Annotated in this window: 21 protein-coding genes and 1 riboswitch; of the genes, 6 read left to right on the forward strand and 15 right to left on the reverse strand. The window is 75.0% G+C overall.

All coding sequences use genetic code 11. The annotated features are described in order from the left end of the window. Nucleotides 1-36: 36 nt before the first annotated feature. Nucleotides 37-507 (reverse strand): carboxymuconolactone decarboxylase family protein, encoded by a 471-nt coding sequence (locus ACWD4P_RS17440; RefSeq protein WP_359827551.1) that lies wholly within the window; start codon nucleotides 505-507, stop codon nucleotides 37-39. A gap of 66 nt (nucleotides 508-573) precedes the next feature. Here ACWD4P_RS17440 and sigJ point away from each other — a divergent pair, with 66 nt between their 5' ends. Beyond that, the gene (sigJ, locus tag ACWD4P_RS17445) at nucleotides 574-1,482 is read left to right on the forward strand and encodes an RNA polymerase sigma factor SigJ (protein ID WP_359827550.1); all 909 of its coding nucleotides are present in this window, start codon (nucleotides 574-576) and stop codon (nucleotides 1,480-1,482) included. Nucleotides 1,483-1,528: 46 nt separating this feature from the next. Here the strand turns inward: sigJ and ACWD4P_RS17450 are convergent, their stop codons facing one another. The 3 genes from ACWD4P_RS17450 to ACWD4P_RS17460 form a co-directional block, all read right to left on the reverse strand. Further along, nucleotides 1,529-2,446 carry an undecaprenyl-diphosphate phosphatase gene (locus tag ACWD4P_RS17450; protein WP_449780165.1) on the reverse strand — a complete coding sequence of 306 codons (918 nt, stop codon included), beginning with the start codon at nucleotides 2,444-2,446 and terminating at the stop codon, nucleotides 1,529-1,531. A 98-nt stretch (nucleotides 2,447-2,544) separates the two neighbouring features. After that, nucleotides 2,545-2,754 carry a hypothetical protein gene (locus ACWD4P_RS17455; protein ID WP_359827547.1) on the reverse strand — a complete coding sequence of 70 codons (210 nt, stop codon included), beginning with the start codon at nucleotides 2,752-2,754 and terminating at the stop codon, nucleotides 2,545-2,547. A gap of 123 nt (nucleotides 2,755-2,877) precedes the next feature. Next, on the reverse strand, nucleotides 2,878-3,660 hold the full coding sequence (locus tag ACWD4P_RS17460; RefSeq protein WP_359827545.1) for an NRDE family protein: 783 nt from the start codon (nucleotides 3,658-3,660) through the stop codon (nucleotides 2,878-2,880). 139 nt (nucleotides 3,661-3,799) lie between these two features. Here ACWD4P_RS17460 and ACWD4P_RS17465 point away from each other — a divergent pair, with 139 nt between their 5' ends. Together ACWD4P_RS17465 and ACWD4P_RS17470 are read left to right on the forward strand one after the other, a co-directional pair. Next, nucleotides 3,800-4,303 carry a carboxymuconolactone decarboxylase family protein gene (locus ACWD4P_RS17465; RefSeq protein WP_359827544.1) on the forward strand — a complete coding sequence of 168 codons (504 nt, stop codon included), beginning with the start codon at nucleotides 3,800-3,802 and terminating at the stop codon, nucleotides 4,301-4,303. Next, nucleotides 4,300-5,124: an isocitrate lyase/PEP mutase family protein gene (locus tag ACWD4P_RS17470; protein ID WP_359827543.1), complete on the forward strand. Its 825-nt coding sequence runs from the start codon at nucleotides 4,300-4,302 to the stop codon at nucleotides 5,122-5,124. Before ACWD4P_RS17465 ends, ACWD4P_RS17470 begins: the two co-directional genes overlap by 4 nt. A 140-nt stretch (nucleotides 5,125-5,264) precedes the next feature. On the opposite strand, the gene ACWD4P_RS17475 is transcribed toward ACWD4P_RS17470, so the two are convergent. The 10 genes from ACWD4P_RS17475 to ACWD4P_RS17520 form a co-directional block, all read right to left on the reverse strand. After that, nucleotides 5,265-5,525 carry a hypothetical protein gene (locus ACWD4P_RS17475; protein WP_359827541.1) on the reverse strand — a complete coding sequence of 87 codons (261 nt, stop codon included), beginning with the start codon at nucleotides 5,523-5,525 and terminating at the stop codon, nucleotides 5,265-5,267. A 43-nt stretch (nucleotides 5,526-5,568) separates the two neighbouring features. After that, nucleotides 5,569-6,690 carry a cytochrome P450 family protein gene (locus tag ACWD4P_RS17480; protein ID WP_449780166.1) on the reverse strand — a complete coding sequence of 374 codons (1,122 nt, stop codon included), beginning with the start codon at nucleotides 6,688-6,690 and terminating at the stop codon, nucleotides 5,569-5,571. Continuing rightward, the gene (locus ACWD4P_RS17485) at nucleotides 6,654-8,147 is read right to left on the reverse strand and encodes a cytochrome P450 (protein WP_449780167.1); all 1,494 of its coding nucleotides are present in this window, start codon (nucleotides 8,145-8,147) and stop codon (nucleotides 6,654-6,656) included. Before ACWD4P_RS17485 ends, ACWD4P_RS17480 begins: the two co-directional genes overlap by 37 nt. After that, nucleotides 8,144-8,797, reverse strand: a complete 654-nt coding sequence (locus ACWD4P_RS17490) for a GTP-binding protein (RefSeq protein WP_449780168.1) — start codon at nucleotides 8,795-8,797, stop codon at nucleotides 8,144-8,146. The genes ACWD4P_RS17485 and ACWD4P_RS17490 overlap by 4 nt, the downstream gene beginning before the upstream one ends. Before the next feature lie 4 nt (nucleotides 8,798-8,801). Then, nucleotides 8,802-9,167 carry a DUF742 domain-containing protein gene (locus ACWD4P_RS17495; RefSeq protein WP_449780169.1) on the reverse strand — a complete coding sequence of 122 codons (366 nt, stop codon included), beginning with the start codon at nucleotides 9,165-9,167 and terminating at the stop codon, nucleotides 8,802-8,804. Continuing rightward, nucleotides 9,164-9,577, reverse strand: coding sequence for a roadblock/LC7 domain-containing protein (locus ACWD4P_RS17500; protein ID WP_359827535.1), 414 nt, complete (start codon nucleotides 9,575-9,577; stop codon nucleotides 9,164-9,166). Before ACWD4P_RS17500 ends, ACWD4P_RS17495 begins: the two co-directional genes overlap by 4 nt. Then, complete coding sequence (locus ACWD4P_RS17505) at nucleotides 9,561-10,826, reverse strand: ATP-binding protein (RefSeq protein ID WP_449780185.1); 1,266 nt, start codon at nucleotides 10,824-10,826, stop codon at nucleotides 9,561-9,563. Before ACWD4P_RS17505 ends, ACWD4P_RS17500 begins: the two co-directional genes overlap by 17 nt. 302 nt (nucleotides 10,827-11,128) lie before the next feature. Beyond that, a complete protein-coding gene (locus ACWD4P_RS17510) occupies nucleotides 11,129-11,710 on the reverse strand; it encodes a TetR/AcrR family transcriptional regulator (RefSeq protein WP_449780170.1) in 582 nt (193 codons plus the stop codon). A gap of 75 nt (nucleotides 11,711-11,785) precedes the next feature. Beyond that, nucleotides 11,786-12,667: an alpha/beta fold hydrolase gene (locus tag ACWD4P_RS17515; RefSeq protein ID WP_449780171.1), complete on the reverse strand. Its 882-nt coding sequence runs from the start codon at nucleotides 12,665-12,667 to the stop codon at nucleotides 11,786-11,788. A gap of 157 nt (nucleotides 12,668-12,824) precedes the next feature. Next, nucleotides 12,825-13,115 carry a YiaA/YiaB family inner membrane protein gene (locus tag ACWD4P_RS17520; RefSeq protein ID WP_359827530.1) on the reverse strand — a complete coding sequence of 97 codons (291 nt, stop codon included), beginning with the start codon at nucleotides 13,113-13,115 and terminating at the stop codon, nucleotides 12,825-12,827. A 195-nt stretch (nucleotides 13,116-13,310) separates the two neighbouring features. Continuing rightward, nucleotides 13,311-13,469: riboswitch (cyclic di-AMP (ydaO/yuaA leader) on the forward strand. A gap of 12 nt (nucleotides 13,470-13,481) precedes the next feature. Here ACWD4P_RS17520 and ACWD4P_RS17525 point away from each other — a divergent pair. Continuing rightward, nucleotides 13,482-14,330 carry a M23 family metallopeptidase gene (locus ACWD4P_RS17525; RefSeq protein ID WP_449780172.1) on the forward strand — a complete coding sequence of 283 codons (849 nt, stop codon included), beginning with the start codon at nucleotides 13,482-13,484 and terminating at the stop codon, nucleotides 14,328-14,330. Nucleotides 14,331-14,394: 64 nt separating this feature from the next. Here the strand turns inward: ACWD4P_RS17525 and ACWD4P_RS17530 are convergent, their stop codons facing one another. Further along, entirely contained in the window at nucleotides 14,395-15,270 is an 876-nt protein-coding gene (locus ACWD4P_RS17530; RefSeq protein WP_359827528.1) for a hypothetical protein, read from the reverse strand. A gap of 42 nt (nucleotides 15,271-15,312) precedes the next feature. Here ACWD4P_RS17530 and ACWD4P_RS17535 point away from each other — a divergent pair, with 42 nt between their 5' ends. Together ACWD4P_RS17535 and ACWD4P_RS17540 are read left to right on the forward strand one after the other, a co-directional pair. Beyond that, complete coding sequence (locus ACWD4P_RS17535) at nucleotides 15,313-15,900, forward strand: GNAT family N-acetyltransferase (RefSeq protein ID WP_449780173.1); 588 nt, start codon at nucleotides 15,313-15,315, stop codon at nucleotides 15,898-15,900. Between the two features lie 112 nt (nucleotides 15,901-16,012). Next, the gene (locus ACWD4P_RS17540; RefSeq protein WP_449780174.1) at nucleotides 16,013-16,753 is read left to right on the forward strand and encodes a sensor domain-containing protein; all 741 of its coding nucleotides are present in this window, start codon (nucleotides 16,013-16,015) and stop codon (nucleotides 16,751-16,753) included. Nucleotides 16,754-16,772 lie beyond the last annotated feature (19 nt).

The following is a 16,772-nucleotide window of genomic DNA, read 5'->3' on the forward strand; positions in this document are numbered from 1 at the left end:
GGCCGCGGCGGAGGCCCGCCGGGGCCTGCCGCCGGGTCACCAGGTGGTGCCGGCGGGCTCCTCGATGGTGGTGTTGACGCGGTTGAACAGGTTGGTCAGCCCGATCATCAGGATGATCGCGGAGAGCTGCTCCTCGTCGAAGTGGCCGGTGGCGGTGGACCAGACGTCGTCCGGGACGGCCCGGCCCGAGCGGTCGGCGATCCGGGTGGCGGCCTCGGTGAGGGCGAGGGCGGCGCGCTCCGCGTCGGTGAAGAACGGGGCCTCGCGCCAGGCGGCCACCGCGTGCAGCCGCTCGTCGGTCTCGCCGTGCTTCCGCGCGCCCTGGACGCCCGCGAACACGCAGGCGGCGCACCCGTTGATCTGGCTGGCCCGCAGGTGCACCAGCTCCAGGACCTTCGGGTCGACGCCGCCCCGGTACACGGCCTGGTAGATGCCCCGGATGCCCGCCATGGCGTCCGGCAGGACCATCGCGGGGTTCTTCATCCGCGCGGTGCGGGTGGTGGTCATGGTGTCCTCCTCATCGGTTAGCGTCCGTCACCGGACCGACGGATCCCGACGCGAGGATGTGACACGGTGAGCGAGGAAACCCCCCACCCCGGTGCGGAGCCGGCCGATCCGGCCGCCCGCTTCGAAGCGGAACGCCCCCAACTGCGGGCGGTGGCCTACCGGATGCTCGGCTCGATCGCCGAGGCCGAGGACGCCGTCCAGGAGGCCTGGCTGAGGCTCGACCGCAGCGACGCGGGCGAGGTGCGCAACCTCGGGGCCTGGCTCACCACCGTCGTCGGCCGGGTCTGCCTGGACCAGCTGCGCTCCCGCGCCTCCCGCCGTGAGCAGCCGCTGCCGGAGCAGGACGGCCGGGTACGGCTGCCGGACCCGGTGGTCGGCGGGTCGGCGGCGCTGGACCCGGTGCACGAGGTCCTGGTCGCGGACTCGGTCGGGATCGCGCTGATGGTGGTCCTGGAGACGCTCTCCCCGGCGGAGCGGGTGGCCTTCGTGCTGCACGACCTGTTCGAGGTGCCCTTCGACGCGATCGCCGAGGTGCTCGGCCGCACCTCCGCCGCCACCCGGCAGCTGGCCAGCCGTGCCCGCCGCCGGGTCCAGGGCGCCACCCCCGCCGCGGACTCCGACGTCGCCCGCAAGCGCGAGGTGGTGGAGGCCTTCCTGGCGGCCTCCCGGGGCGGCGACTTCGACGCCCTGCTGGCCGTGCTCGACCCCGGGGTGGTGGCCCGTTCGGACGGCGGCACGCTGGTGCCGAGCGTGCTGCGGCGCGGCGCGGCCGAGGTCGCCTCGCAGGCGATCGCCTTCGCCCGCTTCGCCGCCGAGGGCCGGCTGGTCCTGGTCAACGGCTCGCCCGGCGTGGTGTCCTTCGCCGGGGGCCGCCCGCTGTCGGTCATGTCGTTCACCATCCACGGCGGCCGCGTCACCGGGCTGGACATCCTCACCGACCCGACCCGCCTGGCCGCCCTGGGCCTCACCCCCTGACCCGCCCGGGGCCGGCGCCGGGCACCGGCACCGGCCCCGGACCGGCTCAGAGCGACAGGTAGACCGCGCTGCCGACGCCGGCCAGGAAGCAGTAGAGCGCGAACGGCGTCAGGCTGCGGGTCTCGAAGTACCTGGTGAGGAAGCGCACCGAGACGTAGCCGGCCACGAAGGCGGCGAGGCTGCCCGCGAGGACCGGGCCGAGGACGCCGGAGTTCTCGGGCTTGAACAGCTCGGGCACCTTCAGCACCGAGGCGGCCAGGATCACCGGGGTGGCGAGCAGGAAGGAGAACCGGGCGGCGTCCTCGTGGTGCAGTCCGCGCAGGATGCCGGCGCTCATGGTGACGCCGGAGCGGCTGATGCCGGGGAACAGCGCGAGGATCTGCGCGGCGCCGATCCAGGCGCCCCGGCCGTAGCCGAGCCCGGTCAGCCGCTGGTCGGAGGCGATCGCCGGGTCCGGGCCGGGCCCGTCGGCGGGGGCGGCGTGTCCGGCCCGGCGGCGGCCGGTGCCGCCGCGCTTGAGCCGCTCGGCGCCGAGCAGCACGAGTCCGTTGAGGGCGAGGAAGACCGCGGCCGGGACGGGCTTGCCGAGCGCGTTGCGCAGGGCCTTCTCCAGGGCGAGGCCGGCCACGCCGACCGGGATGGTGGAGAGGACGAGCAGCCAGGCGAGCTTCTCGTTGCGGGTCTCGACCCGACGGTGCCGGATCGAGCCGAACAGCCCTTCGGCGACCCGCACCCAGTCCTTGCGGAAGTAGACCACCAGCGCGAGCGCGGTGGCCAGGTGCAGGGCGACCAGGGCGGCGAGGTACGAGGAGCCCTCGGCGGTCATGTCGAGGTCGTGCTGGACCTTCCCGCCGATCAGCGCGGGCAGCAGGATGCTGTGTCCGAGGCTGGAGACCGGGAAGAGTTCCGTCACGCCCTGGAGCAGGCCGACGCCTATCGCTTCCGGGTAGGTCAGGGTCGACATCGCGCACCTTCGCTCGGGGATCGGTGGCCGGCCGGGGCCGGGGCCCTCGCGAAGCTACTACACGGATGTAGACGTTCGTCAACGACACCGTCGGAAGTTCACCGACCGTACGGCTGCGGGACACCGGGGCCCAGGTGCGCGAGCAGCGCCGCCGCTACGGTGGCCAGGAGGGAGGGGACGGCCCGGTGCGCCGCGTCGCCGAACAGGGCGAGGGCGGCCACCGCGGCCGGCGTGCCCGCCAGCGGCAGGGCGACGGTCAGCACGGCGAGCAGGCGGCGGGGGCGGTGGACGGGGTCGGGACGGGGCACGGCGGGTCTCCTTCGGGCTCGACCCGTGCCACGGTGCCGCCTCCCGCAGCGTCAGGTGCAAGTCCTTTTCCCCGATCCGGTGCGCACCGGCCCGTGCGTGACGGGGGCTCCGAGGGGCGCCGGTCAGTCCGTGGCCACCCGCCGCCACCCCGACCCGTCCGCGGCCACCGGCGCGGCCGCGAAGTCGTAGCGGAGCAGGTCCGGTCCGAGCGCGAGCAGCGAGATCGACGAGGAGCCCCAGATCCGCCCGTCGCCGAAGTCCCGCCGCTGGACCAGCGCGGCGTCCGCGTCCGGCGCCAGGCCGTCCCCGGTGACGATCGGCAGCCAGCCGCCCCAGGCCGCGGCGACCGGGCCCGCGGCGGTCGGCTCGGGCCGGGGTTCGGCGGTGAGGCGGGCCCGGAAGTGGGCGGCCCGCGCGGCCATCAGGGCGCGGATCCGCTCGGAGGTGGTCCGGCCGGCGGCCAGGCCCTCCAGCCCGTCGTTGAGCACCACGCTCAGGCCGGCGGGCAGTTCGCGCTCCTCCAGCCGTCCGCCGTCCCAACTGGAAACCCGGGCGCCGTCGGCCCGGACCAGGACGAGGTGGAACGGGTCGTACGGGGTGAGGTCGAGGTGGCCGATCCCGTCCTCCCGGACGGCGGTGAGCGGCAGCCGGCCGCGGGTGCGCCGGGCGTCGGCGGGGGCGAGCGGGCCGAAGCCGTTCAGCAGGCAGGCGGCGGTGCGCCGGTGGGGGTCGACGGCCAGCCAGGTGCCGCCGGCCGCGAGGTCCAGTCCGCCGAGCAGTTCGGGCCGGTCCGGCCAGTGGTGGTCCGGCGGCAGCCAGGCCCGGCCCAGGTACTCGTCCCGGACGGACAGCAGCAGCACCGGGACGGCCGCTCCCGGCTCGACGCTGACGAAGGCCGTGCACACGACCGGGCCCCCTGACCTCGTTGTCGACGATCTCCTGCCGGCGATCCTCGCACGGCCGTTCGCACGCCGGAAGTGGCCCAAGGAACGGACGGCCGAACGCACCAGGACGGTGGGCCTCCGCGCTCCTAGGCTGGCGGCCATGACGACGAACGAGACGACGACGGCCGGAACGACGCGCGCGCACGAGGGCCCGGTGCCCGCCCCCGAGCAGCGCCTGGAGATGTTCAAGCTGGCCCCCGAGTACTACGAGGCGATGATCGCGGTGGAGCGGGCCTCCCGGAAGGGCATCGACCCGAAGCTCGCCCACCTGGTCAAGGTGCACGCCTCGATGATCAACGGCTGCGCCTTCTGCATCGACATGCACTCCACCGACGCCGGCAAGCTCGGCGAGCAGGACCACCGGCTGCTCTCCCTGCCGGCCTGGCGCGAGACCCCGTGGTTCACCGCCCGCGAGCGCGCCGCCCTGGCCCTCACCGAGTCGATCACCCTGGTGACCCAGGGCCACGTGCCGGACGCCGTCTACGCGGAGGCCGCCGCGCTGTTCGACGAGACCGAGCTGGCCCAGCTGATCGCGCTGATCGCCACGATCAACGTCTGGAACCGGCTGAGCATCTCCACCCGCATGAGCCCGGCCGCCAAGTGAGCGCCGTCGACCGGAGTGCCCAGCGGGAGAGGGCCCGGCTGCTGGGGGAGCTGCACCGCCCGGGGGAGCCGCTGGTGCTCGCGAACGCCTGGGACGTGCCGAGCGCCCGGCTGGTCGCCGCCGCCGGGGCGCGGGCGGTGGCGACGGCCAGCGCGAGCGTGTCCTGGTCGCTCGGCAGCGCGGACGGCGGCGGCGCCGACCCCGAGCAGGTGCTGGCCCGGACCGCCCAGGTGGTCCGGGCCGTCGACCTGCCGGTGACCGCCGACCTGGAGAACGGCTACGCGGACACCGCCGCCGGGGTCGGCGGGACGGTCGCCGGGCTGCTCGCCACCGGCGCCGTCGGGGTGAACCTGGAGGACGAGGGCCGGCCCGAGGAGGAGGCCGCGGAGCGGATCGCGGCCGCCCGGGCCGCGGCGGACGCGGCCGGCGTGCCGCTCTTCGTCAACGCCCGCACCGACGTGTTCCTGCGCGGGACCGGCGCGCCGGAGGGCCGGCTGGACGACGCGGTCCGGCGGCTGAGGGCGTACGTCGAGGCGGGCGCGGACGGGGTGTTCGTCCCCGGGGTGTCCGACCCGGAGACCATCGCCGCCCTGGTCGCGGCCGTCCCGGCGCCGTTGAACGTGCTGGCCGGGCCCGGCGCCCCGGCCGTCGCCGAGCTGGCGAAGCTCGGGGTGGCCCGGATCAGCCTGGGCCCGGGCCTGGCCGAGGTGGCGTACGCGGCGGTCCGCCGGGCCGCCGAGGAGGTGTACGGCCGTGGGACGTTCACCGCGCTCGCCGAGGGCCTGAGCTACCCGGAACTCAACCGGCTGTCCGCGGGCTGAGCGCCGGCCGATCGCGGACCGTGCCGCCGGCCGACCCCGTGGGCCGGGGCGCATTGGGCCGAAGTGCCGCGGGCGGCCGGCCGTTCGGGGGCCGGCCGGCGACCGCGGGTCGGTCACCGGACCGGCCCGGGACCGGCCGGTCAGTTCAGGATCTGCCCGCTGAGCCCCGGGTGGCTCATCTGGCCGGTCCCGATCGCCTCGATCTCGTTGGCGGGCTTGCCGACCAGCGGGAGCTTGCCCACGGTCCGCAGGGCGAGGTCGGCGGGGGAGACTTCGAGCCCGTCGGTGAGCCCGCCGGTGGCGTCCGGCGAGGCGGCGGTCTGGGTGGTGGCGGAGGCCGCCGGGACGGCGAGGGCGAGGCCCGCCATGGTGAGGGCGGCCAGGGTGGCGAGTTTCTTCATGCCCTGCCGAACGACCCGGACCGCCCTCAGGTAACCGGTCGGCTCAGACCGTCACCCACAGGGTGCGCACGCTGTTGCTGACGAACGAGGCGATCGGCTCGTTCGTCCGGCCCTCCGCCGGGGCCAGCCTGGGGAAGCGGGTGAACAGGTGGCGCAGCGCCGTCTCGGCCTCCAGCCGGGCGAGTCCGGAGCCGAGGCAGAAGTGCGGGCCGTGACCGAGCGACAGGTGCTTGGCGGGCTGCCGGGTGAGGTCGAAGCGGTCCGCGTCCGGGTGGTGCCCGGAGTCCCGCCCGGCCGCCGCGTACGAGGCCAGCATCGCCTCGCCGCGCCGGATCACCACGTCGCCGACCGCGATGTCCTCGGTGGCGTAGCGCAGCGGGAACTGTCCGACCGGGGAGTCGTGGCGCAGCGTCTCCTCGACCACCGCCGACCACGGCTGCTCCCCGTCCAGGACGAGCCGCAGCTGGTCCGGGTGGGCGAGCAGGGCGCGAACGGCGTTGGTGATCAGGTTGAGCGTGGTCTCGTGCCCGGCGACCAGCATCAGCAGCAGGGTGCCGACCAGTTCGGCCTCGCTGAGCCGCTGCCGGTCGAGGGGGCGGTCGGCCTCGCGGACGGCGATCAGGTCGGTGGTGAGGTCGTCGCCGGGCTCGGCCCGCTTGGCCGCCACCACCGAGGCCAGCAGCGCGTAGAGGCTCCGCTGCGCGGCGACGGCCGCCTCCGGGGTGGCCGAGCTGGAGACCAGGGTGTCGGAGAGCTCGTGCAGCTCGTGCTGCTGCTCCGGCGCGAGGCCGAGCAGCTCGCCGATCACCTGCATCGGCAGCGGGTAGGCGAAGTGCTCCCGGAGGTCGAACTCGCCCTCCAGCGTGGCGACCCGGTCCAGCAGCGCGGTCGTCCGGGCCTCGACGGCGGGGGCCAGGGCGGCGATCCGGCGCGGGGTGAAGGCCTGCGAGACCAGTCCGCGCAGCCGCCGGTGGTCCTCGCCGTCGGCGGTGACCATGCCGGGGACGGTCACGAAGTTGAGCAGCGGCCAGCCCTCCGGCAGCCGCCCTTCCCGGAAGGTGGTCCACAGCCGGGCGTCCTTGCCGACCCGGGGGTCGGCGAGCAGCGACTGGAGGGTGTCGTGGTGGGTTATCGCCCAGACCACCACCCCGCCAGGGAGTTCCACCAGGACCGCGGGGCCGGCCGCGCGGAGTCGGACGTTCTCGGCGTGCTGGTCCCGGCCGAAGGGGTCGAGTCTGACGGGTTCGGCGCGGTTTCCGGAGTCTGCGGTGGTGTCCATGCGGGCCTCTCGGGGGCTGGCGGGCGGGGCGGGGTGAAGGCGCTGTAGAGCACCGGGAGGGCGTTCAGGGCCCGCGACCACGGGGATGGACGCCAGGTCAACTCGCCTGCGGGAACCGCGAGTTGGAGGTCCGGCAGGCGGTGCAGCAGGGTCTCGACGGCGGTCTCGACGATGATCCGGGCCGGGTGCTGGGCCGGGCAGACGTGCCGGCCCGCGCCCCAGGCGAGGTGGGCCCGGTTGCCGCCGAGCGAGCCCTGGGCGGCGGTCGAGACGCCCTGCGCGGCCGGGTCGGCGTTGGCCGCGGCCAGACCGAGGACGAGCAGGTCGCCGGCGCTGATGTACTGGCCGCCGAGGACGGTGTCGCCGGTGGCCCAGCGGCCGGGGAAGTTCTGCGTCGGCGGATCGCGCCAGAGCACCTCCTCCAGCGCGTCGGAGACGGTCAGCCGCCCGCCGGTGAGGGTGGCCCGGAAGCGCCGGTCGGTGAGCAGCAGCCGCAGGGTGTTGCCGGTCCAGCAGATGGTGGTCTCGTTCCCCGCGACCATCATCACCACCAGGTGGTGCACCGCCTCCTCGTCGGTCAGCGCGGCGGGGTGGGCCAGCAGCCAGGAGGTGAGGTCTGCGCTGGGCTCGGCCCGGCGGCGCCGCACCAGGTCGACCAGGACGGCGTGGAACTCCTGGTTGGCGCGCACCGATTCGGCGCTGCTGTCGGAGATGTCGTTGATCAGCCGGATGAGGTGCGGGCCGGCGTCGGCGGGCAGGCCGAGCAGCTGGGTGAAGACCAGCAGTGGGAGCCGGCGCGCGTACTGGGCGACCAGGTCGGCGGTGCCGTCCGGGCCCCAGCTGTCGATCAGGCCGTTGGCGGCGGCCTCGGTGGTGCCGCGCAGCTGGCGGTGGTCGATCTGGGCGAGGGTGTCGGCGACGGCGGTGCGCAGCCGCTGGTGCTCGGCGCCGTCCAGGTTGAGCAGGGTGGGGCGCCAGGAGGTCATCGGCTGGAGCCGCGAGTCGGTGGCCAGCCGGCCCTCGGCGGGCACCCGCCAGCGCCGCGAGTCCTTGGAGAACAGCGCCTCGTTGCGGGTGAGTTCGAGCAGTTCGGCGTAGCCGAGGACGAGCCAGGCCTCGACCCCGGGCTCCAGCTCGATCGGCGCGACCTGCCCGTAGCGCTCGCGCAGCCGGGCGTACAGGCCGTGCGGGTCCTCGGCGACGGCCGGGCCGTACAGCGGGGTCAGCGGCACGCCCACGGGCAGCCCGCCGGGGACGGTGCCGGGCCGGCCGCCGCCGTGGGCGACGGGACAGCCGGGAGCCCCGGAGGCTCCGGGAGCCACCGGGGGTTCGGGTGCGGTCATCCCTGGAGCTCCAGGATCGAGCTGCGGTGGAGGTGGTCGACGAAGTCGATCAGCAGGTCGTAGGACTGTCGGCGGTCGCGTGCGTCGCAGTGCAGGATCGGCACCTCCGGCAGCAGGTCCAGCGCCGCCCGCAGCTCCTCCTCCGGATAACTCGGGGTGTCCGGGAAGGTGTTGACGGCGACCGCGAACGGGATGCGCTGCTCCTCCAGCCGGCCGAGCACGTCGAAGCTCTCGTCCGGGCGGCGCAGGTCGACCATGGCGATGGCGCCGAGCGCGCCGCGCGACAGGTCGTCCCAGAGCGGCCAGAACCGCTGCTGCCCGGGCGTGCCGAACAGGTACAGCGCGAGCCGCGAGTTGAGCGTGATCCGGCCGAAGTCCAGCGCCACCGTGGTGGTGGTCTTGCCGGCGCGGCCGGTGAGGTCGTCGACGCCCGCGCTGGCGGCGGTCATCGTCTCCTCGGTGCGCAGCGGGGCGATCTCGCTCAGCGAGCCGACCAGGGTGGTCTTGCCGACCCCGAACGGACCGGTGACCAGGATCTTGACCGCGCCCTGCACCGACGAGGGCAGGTACTGCGGCCCGTCGGCGGACCCGGCGGCGCCGGTCGTGGCCCCGCCGGTCGCGGTGGCGTCGGGAACGGCTTCGTCGGGCACGGCTTCAGCGGAGTTGGCGGAGGCCAACGAGCACCTCCTCCAGGAGGGTGGCGGGCAGGCGTTCGGCCTGCGGGACGGGCGGGAGCACCTGGACGGCGCCGAGGTCCCACAGGTCTCCGACCAGCACCTTGACGACGCCGAGCGGCAGCCCCAGGTGGGCCGCGACCTCGGCGATGGACAGCAGGCTGTGGCAGAGGTCGAGGATGCGCCGGTGCTCGCGGTTCAGCAGCTCGTGCTCGGGCAGCTCCGGCGGCTCGGACAGCCCTAATGGTCCGGGCACGGCGCTGACCAGGCTCTCCACGGCCAGCTCGGCCCGGGTGGGGCGGCTGCGCCCCCCGGTGATGACGTACGGCCGGACCGGGCCGCTCACCGGTGGCCCCCCGCCGCGTGGTCGACGCGCGGCGGGCTGGTGAGGTGGGTGCCGATCCGTTCGACCAGGACCTGCATCTGGTAGGCGACCAGGCCGGCGTCGACGGCCTCGCCGGCCACCACGGCCAGGTGGGCGCCGACCCCGGCGGCGACGACGAAGAGGTAGCCGCCGCCGTACTCGATGATGATCTGGCGGGTGGCGCTGCCCGGTCCGCCGAAGCCCGTCGCGACGCCGCGGGCCAGCGACTGCAGTCCGGAGCAGGCGGCGGCGAGCCGTTCGGCGTCGTCGCGGGCGATGCCCTCGCTGCGGCCGATCTCCAGGCCGTCGTTGGAGACGACGACGGCGTGCTGGACCTGCGGGACGGCGATGATGTCGGCGAGCAGCCAGCCGAGATCAGGGGTGGTGGTCATGGAACTCTCCGGAGCGCTGGGGAAGTCGGGGGGAAGCGGGCAGGGAAGGACTGGACTGGGCCTGGGCCCGGACGGCGGAACGGCCGCTGGCGGTCCCGGCCTGGAACATCGCCATGAACGCCTGTGCGTCCCGGGCCGAGCGGTACGGCGGCGCGGGCGGCGGTGGGGGAGCGGCGTGCTGGGCGGGGCGGCCCGTGCGGCCGCGCCGGTGGCTCCGGCGGGGCAGCGGGGGAGGGGTGTCACCGGTGGCGGCGTGCCGGCCGGGCGGCGGGGTCTCCACCAGGGGGTGGCCGGCGGGAGAGGCCGGCCGGGGTCCGGGGCTGAACGCCCGGTCGTCCGGCCCGAGGCCGGGGACGGTGGGCGGCAGCGGCTCGGTGAGCAGCGCGTTCGGCAGCAGCAGGACCACGCGCACACCGCCGTACGGCGAGGGCGCCGAGCTGAGCGTGACCCGGAATCCGTACTGCTCGGCGAGCCGGCCGACCGCGGCCAGGCCCAGCTGCGGCACCTCGCCCAGCCGGGAGACCTCCAGGGTGCTGCCGCCTGCCAGGGCGGCGGCGGCCTTGGCGACGGCCTGTTCCGGCATGCCGACCCCGCCGTCGTCGATCTCGATGACGGCGCCGTTGTGCACCGGCATCAGGGTGACGAACACCTGGGTGCTGGGCGGGGAGTAGCGGGTGGCGTTGTCCAGCAGCTCGGCGATCGCGTGGATCAGCGCCTCGGCGGCGGCACCGACCACCGCGGTCTCGGTGCGGCTGCGCACCACCACGCGCTGGAACGGCAGGATGCGCGACTGGGCGCCGCGGACGACGTCCTCCAGGGAGACCGGTTCCGGCCAGTGCCGGCCGGCCCGCGCGCCGCACAGCACGGCCAGGGTCTGGGCCAGGCGGGCCTGTTGGGCGGCCGCATGGTCGGCCTTGAGCAGGCCCTCCAGCAGCGCCGGGTCGTCGTGGGTGCGCTCCATCTCGTCGAGCAGCGCCTGCTGGTCGTGGGCCATCACCAGGATCCGGCGGGCGACGCTGAGGAAGGCCCGCTGGGTGGAGGCGGTGTGCTCGTGCTCCTGCTGGACGGCGGCGAGTTCGGCGCCGCGGCGGGAGAGCTCGGTGGCCAGCTGGTCCTGGACGGCCGTGAGTTCGCCGCGCAGCCGGTCGGCGCGGCGGCGCTGGGTGACGGACACGGCGTGGAACCGCGCGGCGGCCACGAGGGCGAGGACGGCGAGCACGCCGGTTGCCGTTACGGACCACTGAGTCATCGTCACGCCGCGAATTCTAGGGTGATGATCCTACGAAGGTGTGAACGGATCTCGCCAAGTGACCGGATCTCGTCAATATCGAGTCAATTCGGCGTCAATCGGCACTCGTTCGACCCCGATCCCACCGCCTGACGAGGCATCCGACCCTCCTGGCCGGTGCCGGTTCGAAGCGTCGGGATCGAGCCGGGTGGCCGGATCCCGTTCTGTGATGTGTGGGGCCTGTGCGCAGGGTGTTACGAAAGGGACGCCTTTCGGTGCAGGGGTACCCGGACGGCGCCACACGCCCTGAGCGGGCCGGGCCCTCAGCGGGGCACGTCCCGGGCGGGCCAGGCGCGGAGGCCCGTGGTGAGGGTGGCGACGAGGCGGTCGTGGGTGGTGGTGAGGTCCTCGGCGAGCTGGAAGGCCCCGGCGGCGGTCAGGGAGGCGAAGCCGTGCGCCAGGGAGCGGACGGTGCGGGCGGCGTGGATCGCCTCGGAGCCGTCGAGGCCGTACTCCCGCAGCACCGCGATGATCACGCCGACCAGCCGGGCGGCCGCCCGGGCCAGGTCGTCGTCGGGCTGCGGGGCCTGGGGCAGGGCGTTGTAGCGGTGCGGGTGTTCGGTGGCGTACGCGTGGTAGGCGCGCAGCACCGCGGCCACGGCGTCGTCCCCGCCGCGCCCGACGGCCGCCTCGGCGAGCCGGTCGGCCAGGTCCCCGGTGACCCGGACGGCGATCAGCCGCCGCAGTTCGGCGAGGCCGCCGCTGACGTGCTTGTACAGCGAGGGGGTGGCGACCCCGGCCCGGGCGGCGACGGCCGCCAGGGTGAGGGCCTCGGGGCCCTGCTCGTCGATGAGGGTGAGGGCGTGGTCGACGACCTGGTCGGGGGTCAGTCCTACGCGGGGCATGGGTTCGGGCTCTCCGTACGGATGGGATCGGGCGGACGGGTCGGGCGGGGTGCGGCCGGGCAGGGGCCCGCGGGCTCAGCCGAGTTCGGCGAGGAACGGCAGCAGGGCGTCCGCGGTGGCCGCCGGGTTGTCGGCCATCGGGTAGTGCCCGGACCCCTCGATCATCGCCTTCCGGGCGCCGAGTGCGGCGGCCTGCCGGTCGGCGACCAGCTCCGGCTTCGGGAAGTCGGGGTCCTTGTCGCCCATGACGACCAGCGCCGGGCACCGCACCGCGGCCGTCCAGCCGACCGGCGCCGAGTCGCCGTGGACGTACCCGCGGGTGGCCGCCTTGCGCCCCGGGGTGCGCAGCGCGGCGACCAGCCCGTCCACGTACGCGTCGAAGTCGGCGGGCTTGGCGCCGGGGAAGGCCATCCGGCGCAGGTAGAAGCCCCAGGAGGCCGGCCAGTGCACGAGGGCCGCGCCCAGCAGGCCCATGGCGCCGCGCATCAGGGCGCCCGGCGGCGGGTTCTCGACGAAGGCGTCGATCAGGACGATCCCGGCGACCCGCTCGGGCGCGTCCCCGGCGGCCCTGACGACGGTCGCCCCGGTGTAGGAGTTCCCGGCGAGGACGGCGCGCTCGATGCCGAGGTGGTCGAGCAGGGCGAGGACGTCGCCGGCGATGGCGGCCGGGCCGTAGTCGTCCCAGGCGATCGAGGACTCGCCGAAGCCCCGCAGGTCCATGGTGACGACCCGGTGGCCGGCGGCGGTGAGCAGCGGGCGCAGGTGCCGGTACGCGGCCCGGCTGTCGAGCATGCCCGGCAGCAGGACCACGGGGGTGCCCTCGCCGTGCCGGGTGTCGTCGAAGGCGATCCGGCCTCCGGGGACGGTCAGGTACTGGGTGGTCGGGGTGGTGGTGCCGTTCACGGGGTCCTCCTCGGGCCGCCGGTGCGGGGCATCGGCGGTGCCGCCGATAGCCATAAAGCTAAGGCTAATAGCCTTAGCCGTCAAGCGGTCGGCGGCGCACCGGAGCGGACGGGGCGGGGAGCGGACGGGGGAGGAGTGGACGGGGCGAGGGGGGCGCGGGAGGAGGGGGCGGTGCCGTGCGGGGGCGGTGCGGTGCGGGGGCGCGGAGCGGTCAGACCCCCTCGACCTTGAACGGGTCGTGCTCGCTGAGCAGCTTCTCCAGCCGGGCCTGGTCCACCCGGGTGACCATCTCGTTCGACTCCTGCCGGTCCCGGATCACCTTCGCCAGCGTGAACGCGGAGGTGACGGTGTAGAGGAGTCCGATCCCCAGGAAGGCCCGGGTCCACCCGCCGACCGGCAGGTAGGCGATCCCGGCGGCGAGTGCGGTGCCCGACAGGGCGAAGGACAGGACGGACTGGATGTAGTACGCGGACGTGGTGCGGCTCTGCATCGGTGCGCTCATGGCGTCAGGATGCGGCCGTCGGATCGGACCGCACATGAGTATGGGTACTCAGATGGGGCCGTGCATGAGGGGCCGTTCGTTGACGTCCGATCATCTGTCCGCGGGCTGCTCCGAACGGATGGCTTGGAATCAGAGCCTCCTAGGATTAACGTTTGATAACGCAGCGCGGTTGTCAACGCCGTAACCAGACGGCACCGTGCGCCGTCGCCTAATCCCGACGACCGGCCCCCGGGCAGGTCAGGGAGCCGGGGAACCACGTTCCTTGGGGTGAATCGGCGGGGCTCCGGCCCGGCCGTAGGAGACCTTCCTGCTCCGAACCCGTCAGCTAACCCGGTAGGCGCGAAGGAAGGAAAGGAGCGCGCCTCCGTGGCGTCGACGCACACCCCGGCACACCCGGTCGGCCCCGCAGCCGGTACCCAGCTCCTCGACCACCCCGGCACGGACGGACCCGAGCCCTTCGGCCCGGACGACTTCGCCGCGGAGGCCGAGACCAACCGCCACCGGATGCCGCGTCAGACCCGCGGAGCCTCCCCGCTGCTCGGCGTCACCGCCGTGGCCGCCACCCTGGGCGCCACCGGCTTCGCCTCGGCGACCCCGGCCGCCGCCCCCGCCATCGAGGCCCCGGACGAGACCCCGCTCGCCCTCTCCGCGGACCCCGGCCTCGCGCTCGCCGCCCGCATCCAGAGCCAGGCCGACAGCCAGCGCACCGCCGCCGAGGAGACCGCCCGGCTCCAGGCCGCGCAGGAGGCCGAGGCCAAGGCCGCCGCCAAGGAGGCCGAGGCCAAGCGCGCCGCCGAGGAGGCCGAACGGGCCAAGGCCGCCGCGCTCGTCCTCCCCGTGGACGACTACCGGCTCTCCGCCCACTACGGACAGAGCGCCCGCTACTGGGCCAACCTGCACACCGGCCTGGACTTCGCCGCCGACACCGGCACCCCGGTCCACGCGCTCGGCCAGGGCACCATCACCTCGGCCGGCTGGGCCGGCTCGTACGGCTACCGGATCGTCGAGACCCTGCCCGACGGCACCGAGATCTGGTACTGCCACCTCTCCGCGATCACCAAGGGCTCCGGCAAGGTCGCCGCCGGCCAGCAGATCGGCAAGGTCGGCGCGACCGGCAACGTCACCGGCCCGCACCTGCACATGGAGGTCCGCCCCGGCGGCGGTGCCCCGGTCGACCCGGAGCCCTGGCTCCAGCAGCGCGGCCTCAACCCCTGACGCACCCGCGGAAGCCCCCGAGCCGGAGCCGCGGCACCGGCCCGGGGGCTTCCCGCGCGGCCACTCACTCCTCGGCGGGCAGCTGCGCCAGGTACGCCTCGATCTCCTCCGGGCCGGGCTCCGGCGCCAGCTCCGGGAACTCCGTCACCAGCAGCCGCGGCAGTCCCGGCACCGTCCACCCGCCGAGCAGGTCGAGCGCCGCGTCGACCGCCGCCTCCTCGAACCGCCCGAAGTCCCCGGCCAGTTCGTCCGGCATCGGCCGGCCCAGCGCGGTCAGCTCGGCCAGGTTGCGGTAGCTGCGCCGCATCAGGCCCTGCTCCAGCAGCCGCCGCGCGCCGTCCGTGGCCATGCCGACCGACAGCACCCGGCCCGGGCCCCAGCCCTGCTCGTCCGGCTCGTCCAGCCAGCCGGCCGGAGCCAGCGCCTCGAACGCGGCCAGCCGCTCCTCCTCCGGGAGCTCCCCGAAGCCGGCCAGCCAGTCCCGCACCGCCGCCCCGTCCGTCACGTCCACCCCGTACGCGTGCAGCAGCAGCGCGTACAGCCGGGGCCAGGTCACCAGGTCGGCGCGGCGCAGCAGCCCGGCCGCGACCTCGCCCTGCCACTCGGCCTCCGCGTGCAGCCGCTCCTGGCGCTTGGCGTTCAGCCGCCGGGCCGCCCGCTGGTGGTCGACCAGCAGCCGGACGGCGTCGCCGTAGGCGAGCGGGTCCTCCTCGGGCGCGGGTTGGACGTACAGGTGGAGGCGCTCGTACAGCAGGTGCTCCACCGCGCCGGAGGTCAGTTCGGGCCAGCCGTCGTGCATCCTGCCCTCGCCCAGCTCCAGCAGCGCCAGCACCGCGCGCAGCGGCCCCTCGGCCACCGGCGCGCGGCCCTGCTCGGCCGCCCAGGCGAGCAGGTCGGCGGCCTTGGTGCGCGGGGCGAGCCGCAGGTCTTCGTCGTTCATAGTCCGAACGGTAGCCGCCGGGCGGGGATAGGGTCGGCAGCCATGGTCCCCGTACGACTCACCGGCCCGCGACTGGCCGTCCGCGAGTACCACCACACCGAGGAGGACGTGGACGCGCTGCACGCGCTGTTCGGCGACCCGGAGGTCACCCGCCACCTGCCCTTCGGGCCGAGCGGCCGGGAGGACTGCGCCGACCAGATCGAGCTGTACCTGGAGGAGGCGATGGCCGAGGAGCGGGACACCTACCGGCTCGCCGTCACCAGGCTCGCCGACGCCGGGGAGCCGGACGACGCGACGCCGATCGGGCAGGCCTCGCTCACCCTCGAAGGACACCGCGCCGCCGGGATCGGGTGCGTGCTGGCCCGCGGCTGCTGGGGCCGCGGCTACGCCCGCGAGACCGTCGGCCTGCTCTGCGGCCTCGCCTTCGGCGCCCTGGACCTGCACCGGCTGACCGCCCGGGTCGCGGTGGCCAACGCGGCCTCCGTCCGGGTGCTCACCGGGCTGGGCTTCCGGCCGGAGGGGCGGCTGCGGCAGGACACGTTCAAGGACGGCACCTGGTCCGACTCGTACCTCTACTCGCTGCTCGCCGACGAGTGGCCCGGCCCGGCCGTCCCGGGGGAGGGGGGTTAACCCCACCCCGGATCCGCCAGGCCCCCGGATCCCCGCCGACCGGCCGGTCCACCAGACTGGACCTGTCAGCAGGACGAACGACCGACAGTACGAGGGGCCGGGGGCCGGGAGCATGAGCAGCAGCCGCAGCACGGAGGACCGGGAGTGGGACGTCCTGGGCGGTCACGGTGACGACCCGCGGCCCGGCCGGGCCCGCCGGACCGAGCGGCGGCCGGCGCTGTGGCGGACGCCGTTCTCGGGCTACTACTACCGCGAGGTCGGGTACGCGCTCAGCGGCCTGCCGGTGGCGATCGCCGGGTTCGCCGCCTCGATCGTCATGTTCTGCTTCGGCCTCGGCACCTTCGTCACCGTCCTCGGCCTGCCCGTGCTGGGCGCCCTGACCGGCCTCGCCCGCGGCTTCGGCCGGCTGGAGCGGGCCCGGGTGCGCAACATGCTGGCGCTGGACGTCCCCGGCCCGGCGCCGGTGCGCCGGGTCCGCCCGGGCAACTGGGGCGCGATCACCGCGCGGCTGGCGGACGGGGCAGGCTGGAAGGCCGTGCTGTACCAGGTGGTGATGTTCCCCTGGGCGATCTTCAGCTTCACGGTGACGCTGGTGTTCCTGGTGCTCGGCTGGGCCCTGACGCTGTACCCGCTGTACCACTGGATCTTCCGCGCCTACACCCCCTGGAACGGGTACCGGCTGTTCGACTTCGAGGACAGCGACGGCATCCGGCACGTGTACGAGATCCAGGCGCCCTGGCAGATCGCCGCGCTCTCGCTCCTCGGGGTGCTGCTGGTCTTCCTCACCACGCAGCTGGTCCGCGGGCTGACCAACGTCAACCGGGCCGCCGCCCAGGGGCTGCTCGGCCGCTGACCCGCAGCCCCGGCCGGCC

Source organism: Kitasatospora sp. NPDC002543, assembly GCF_053594915.1.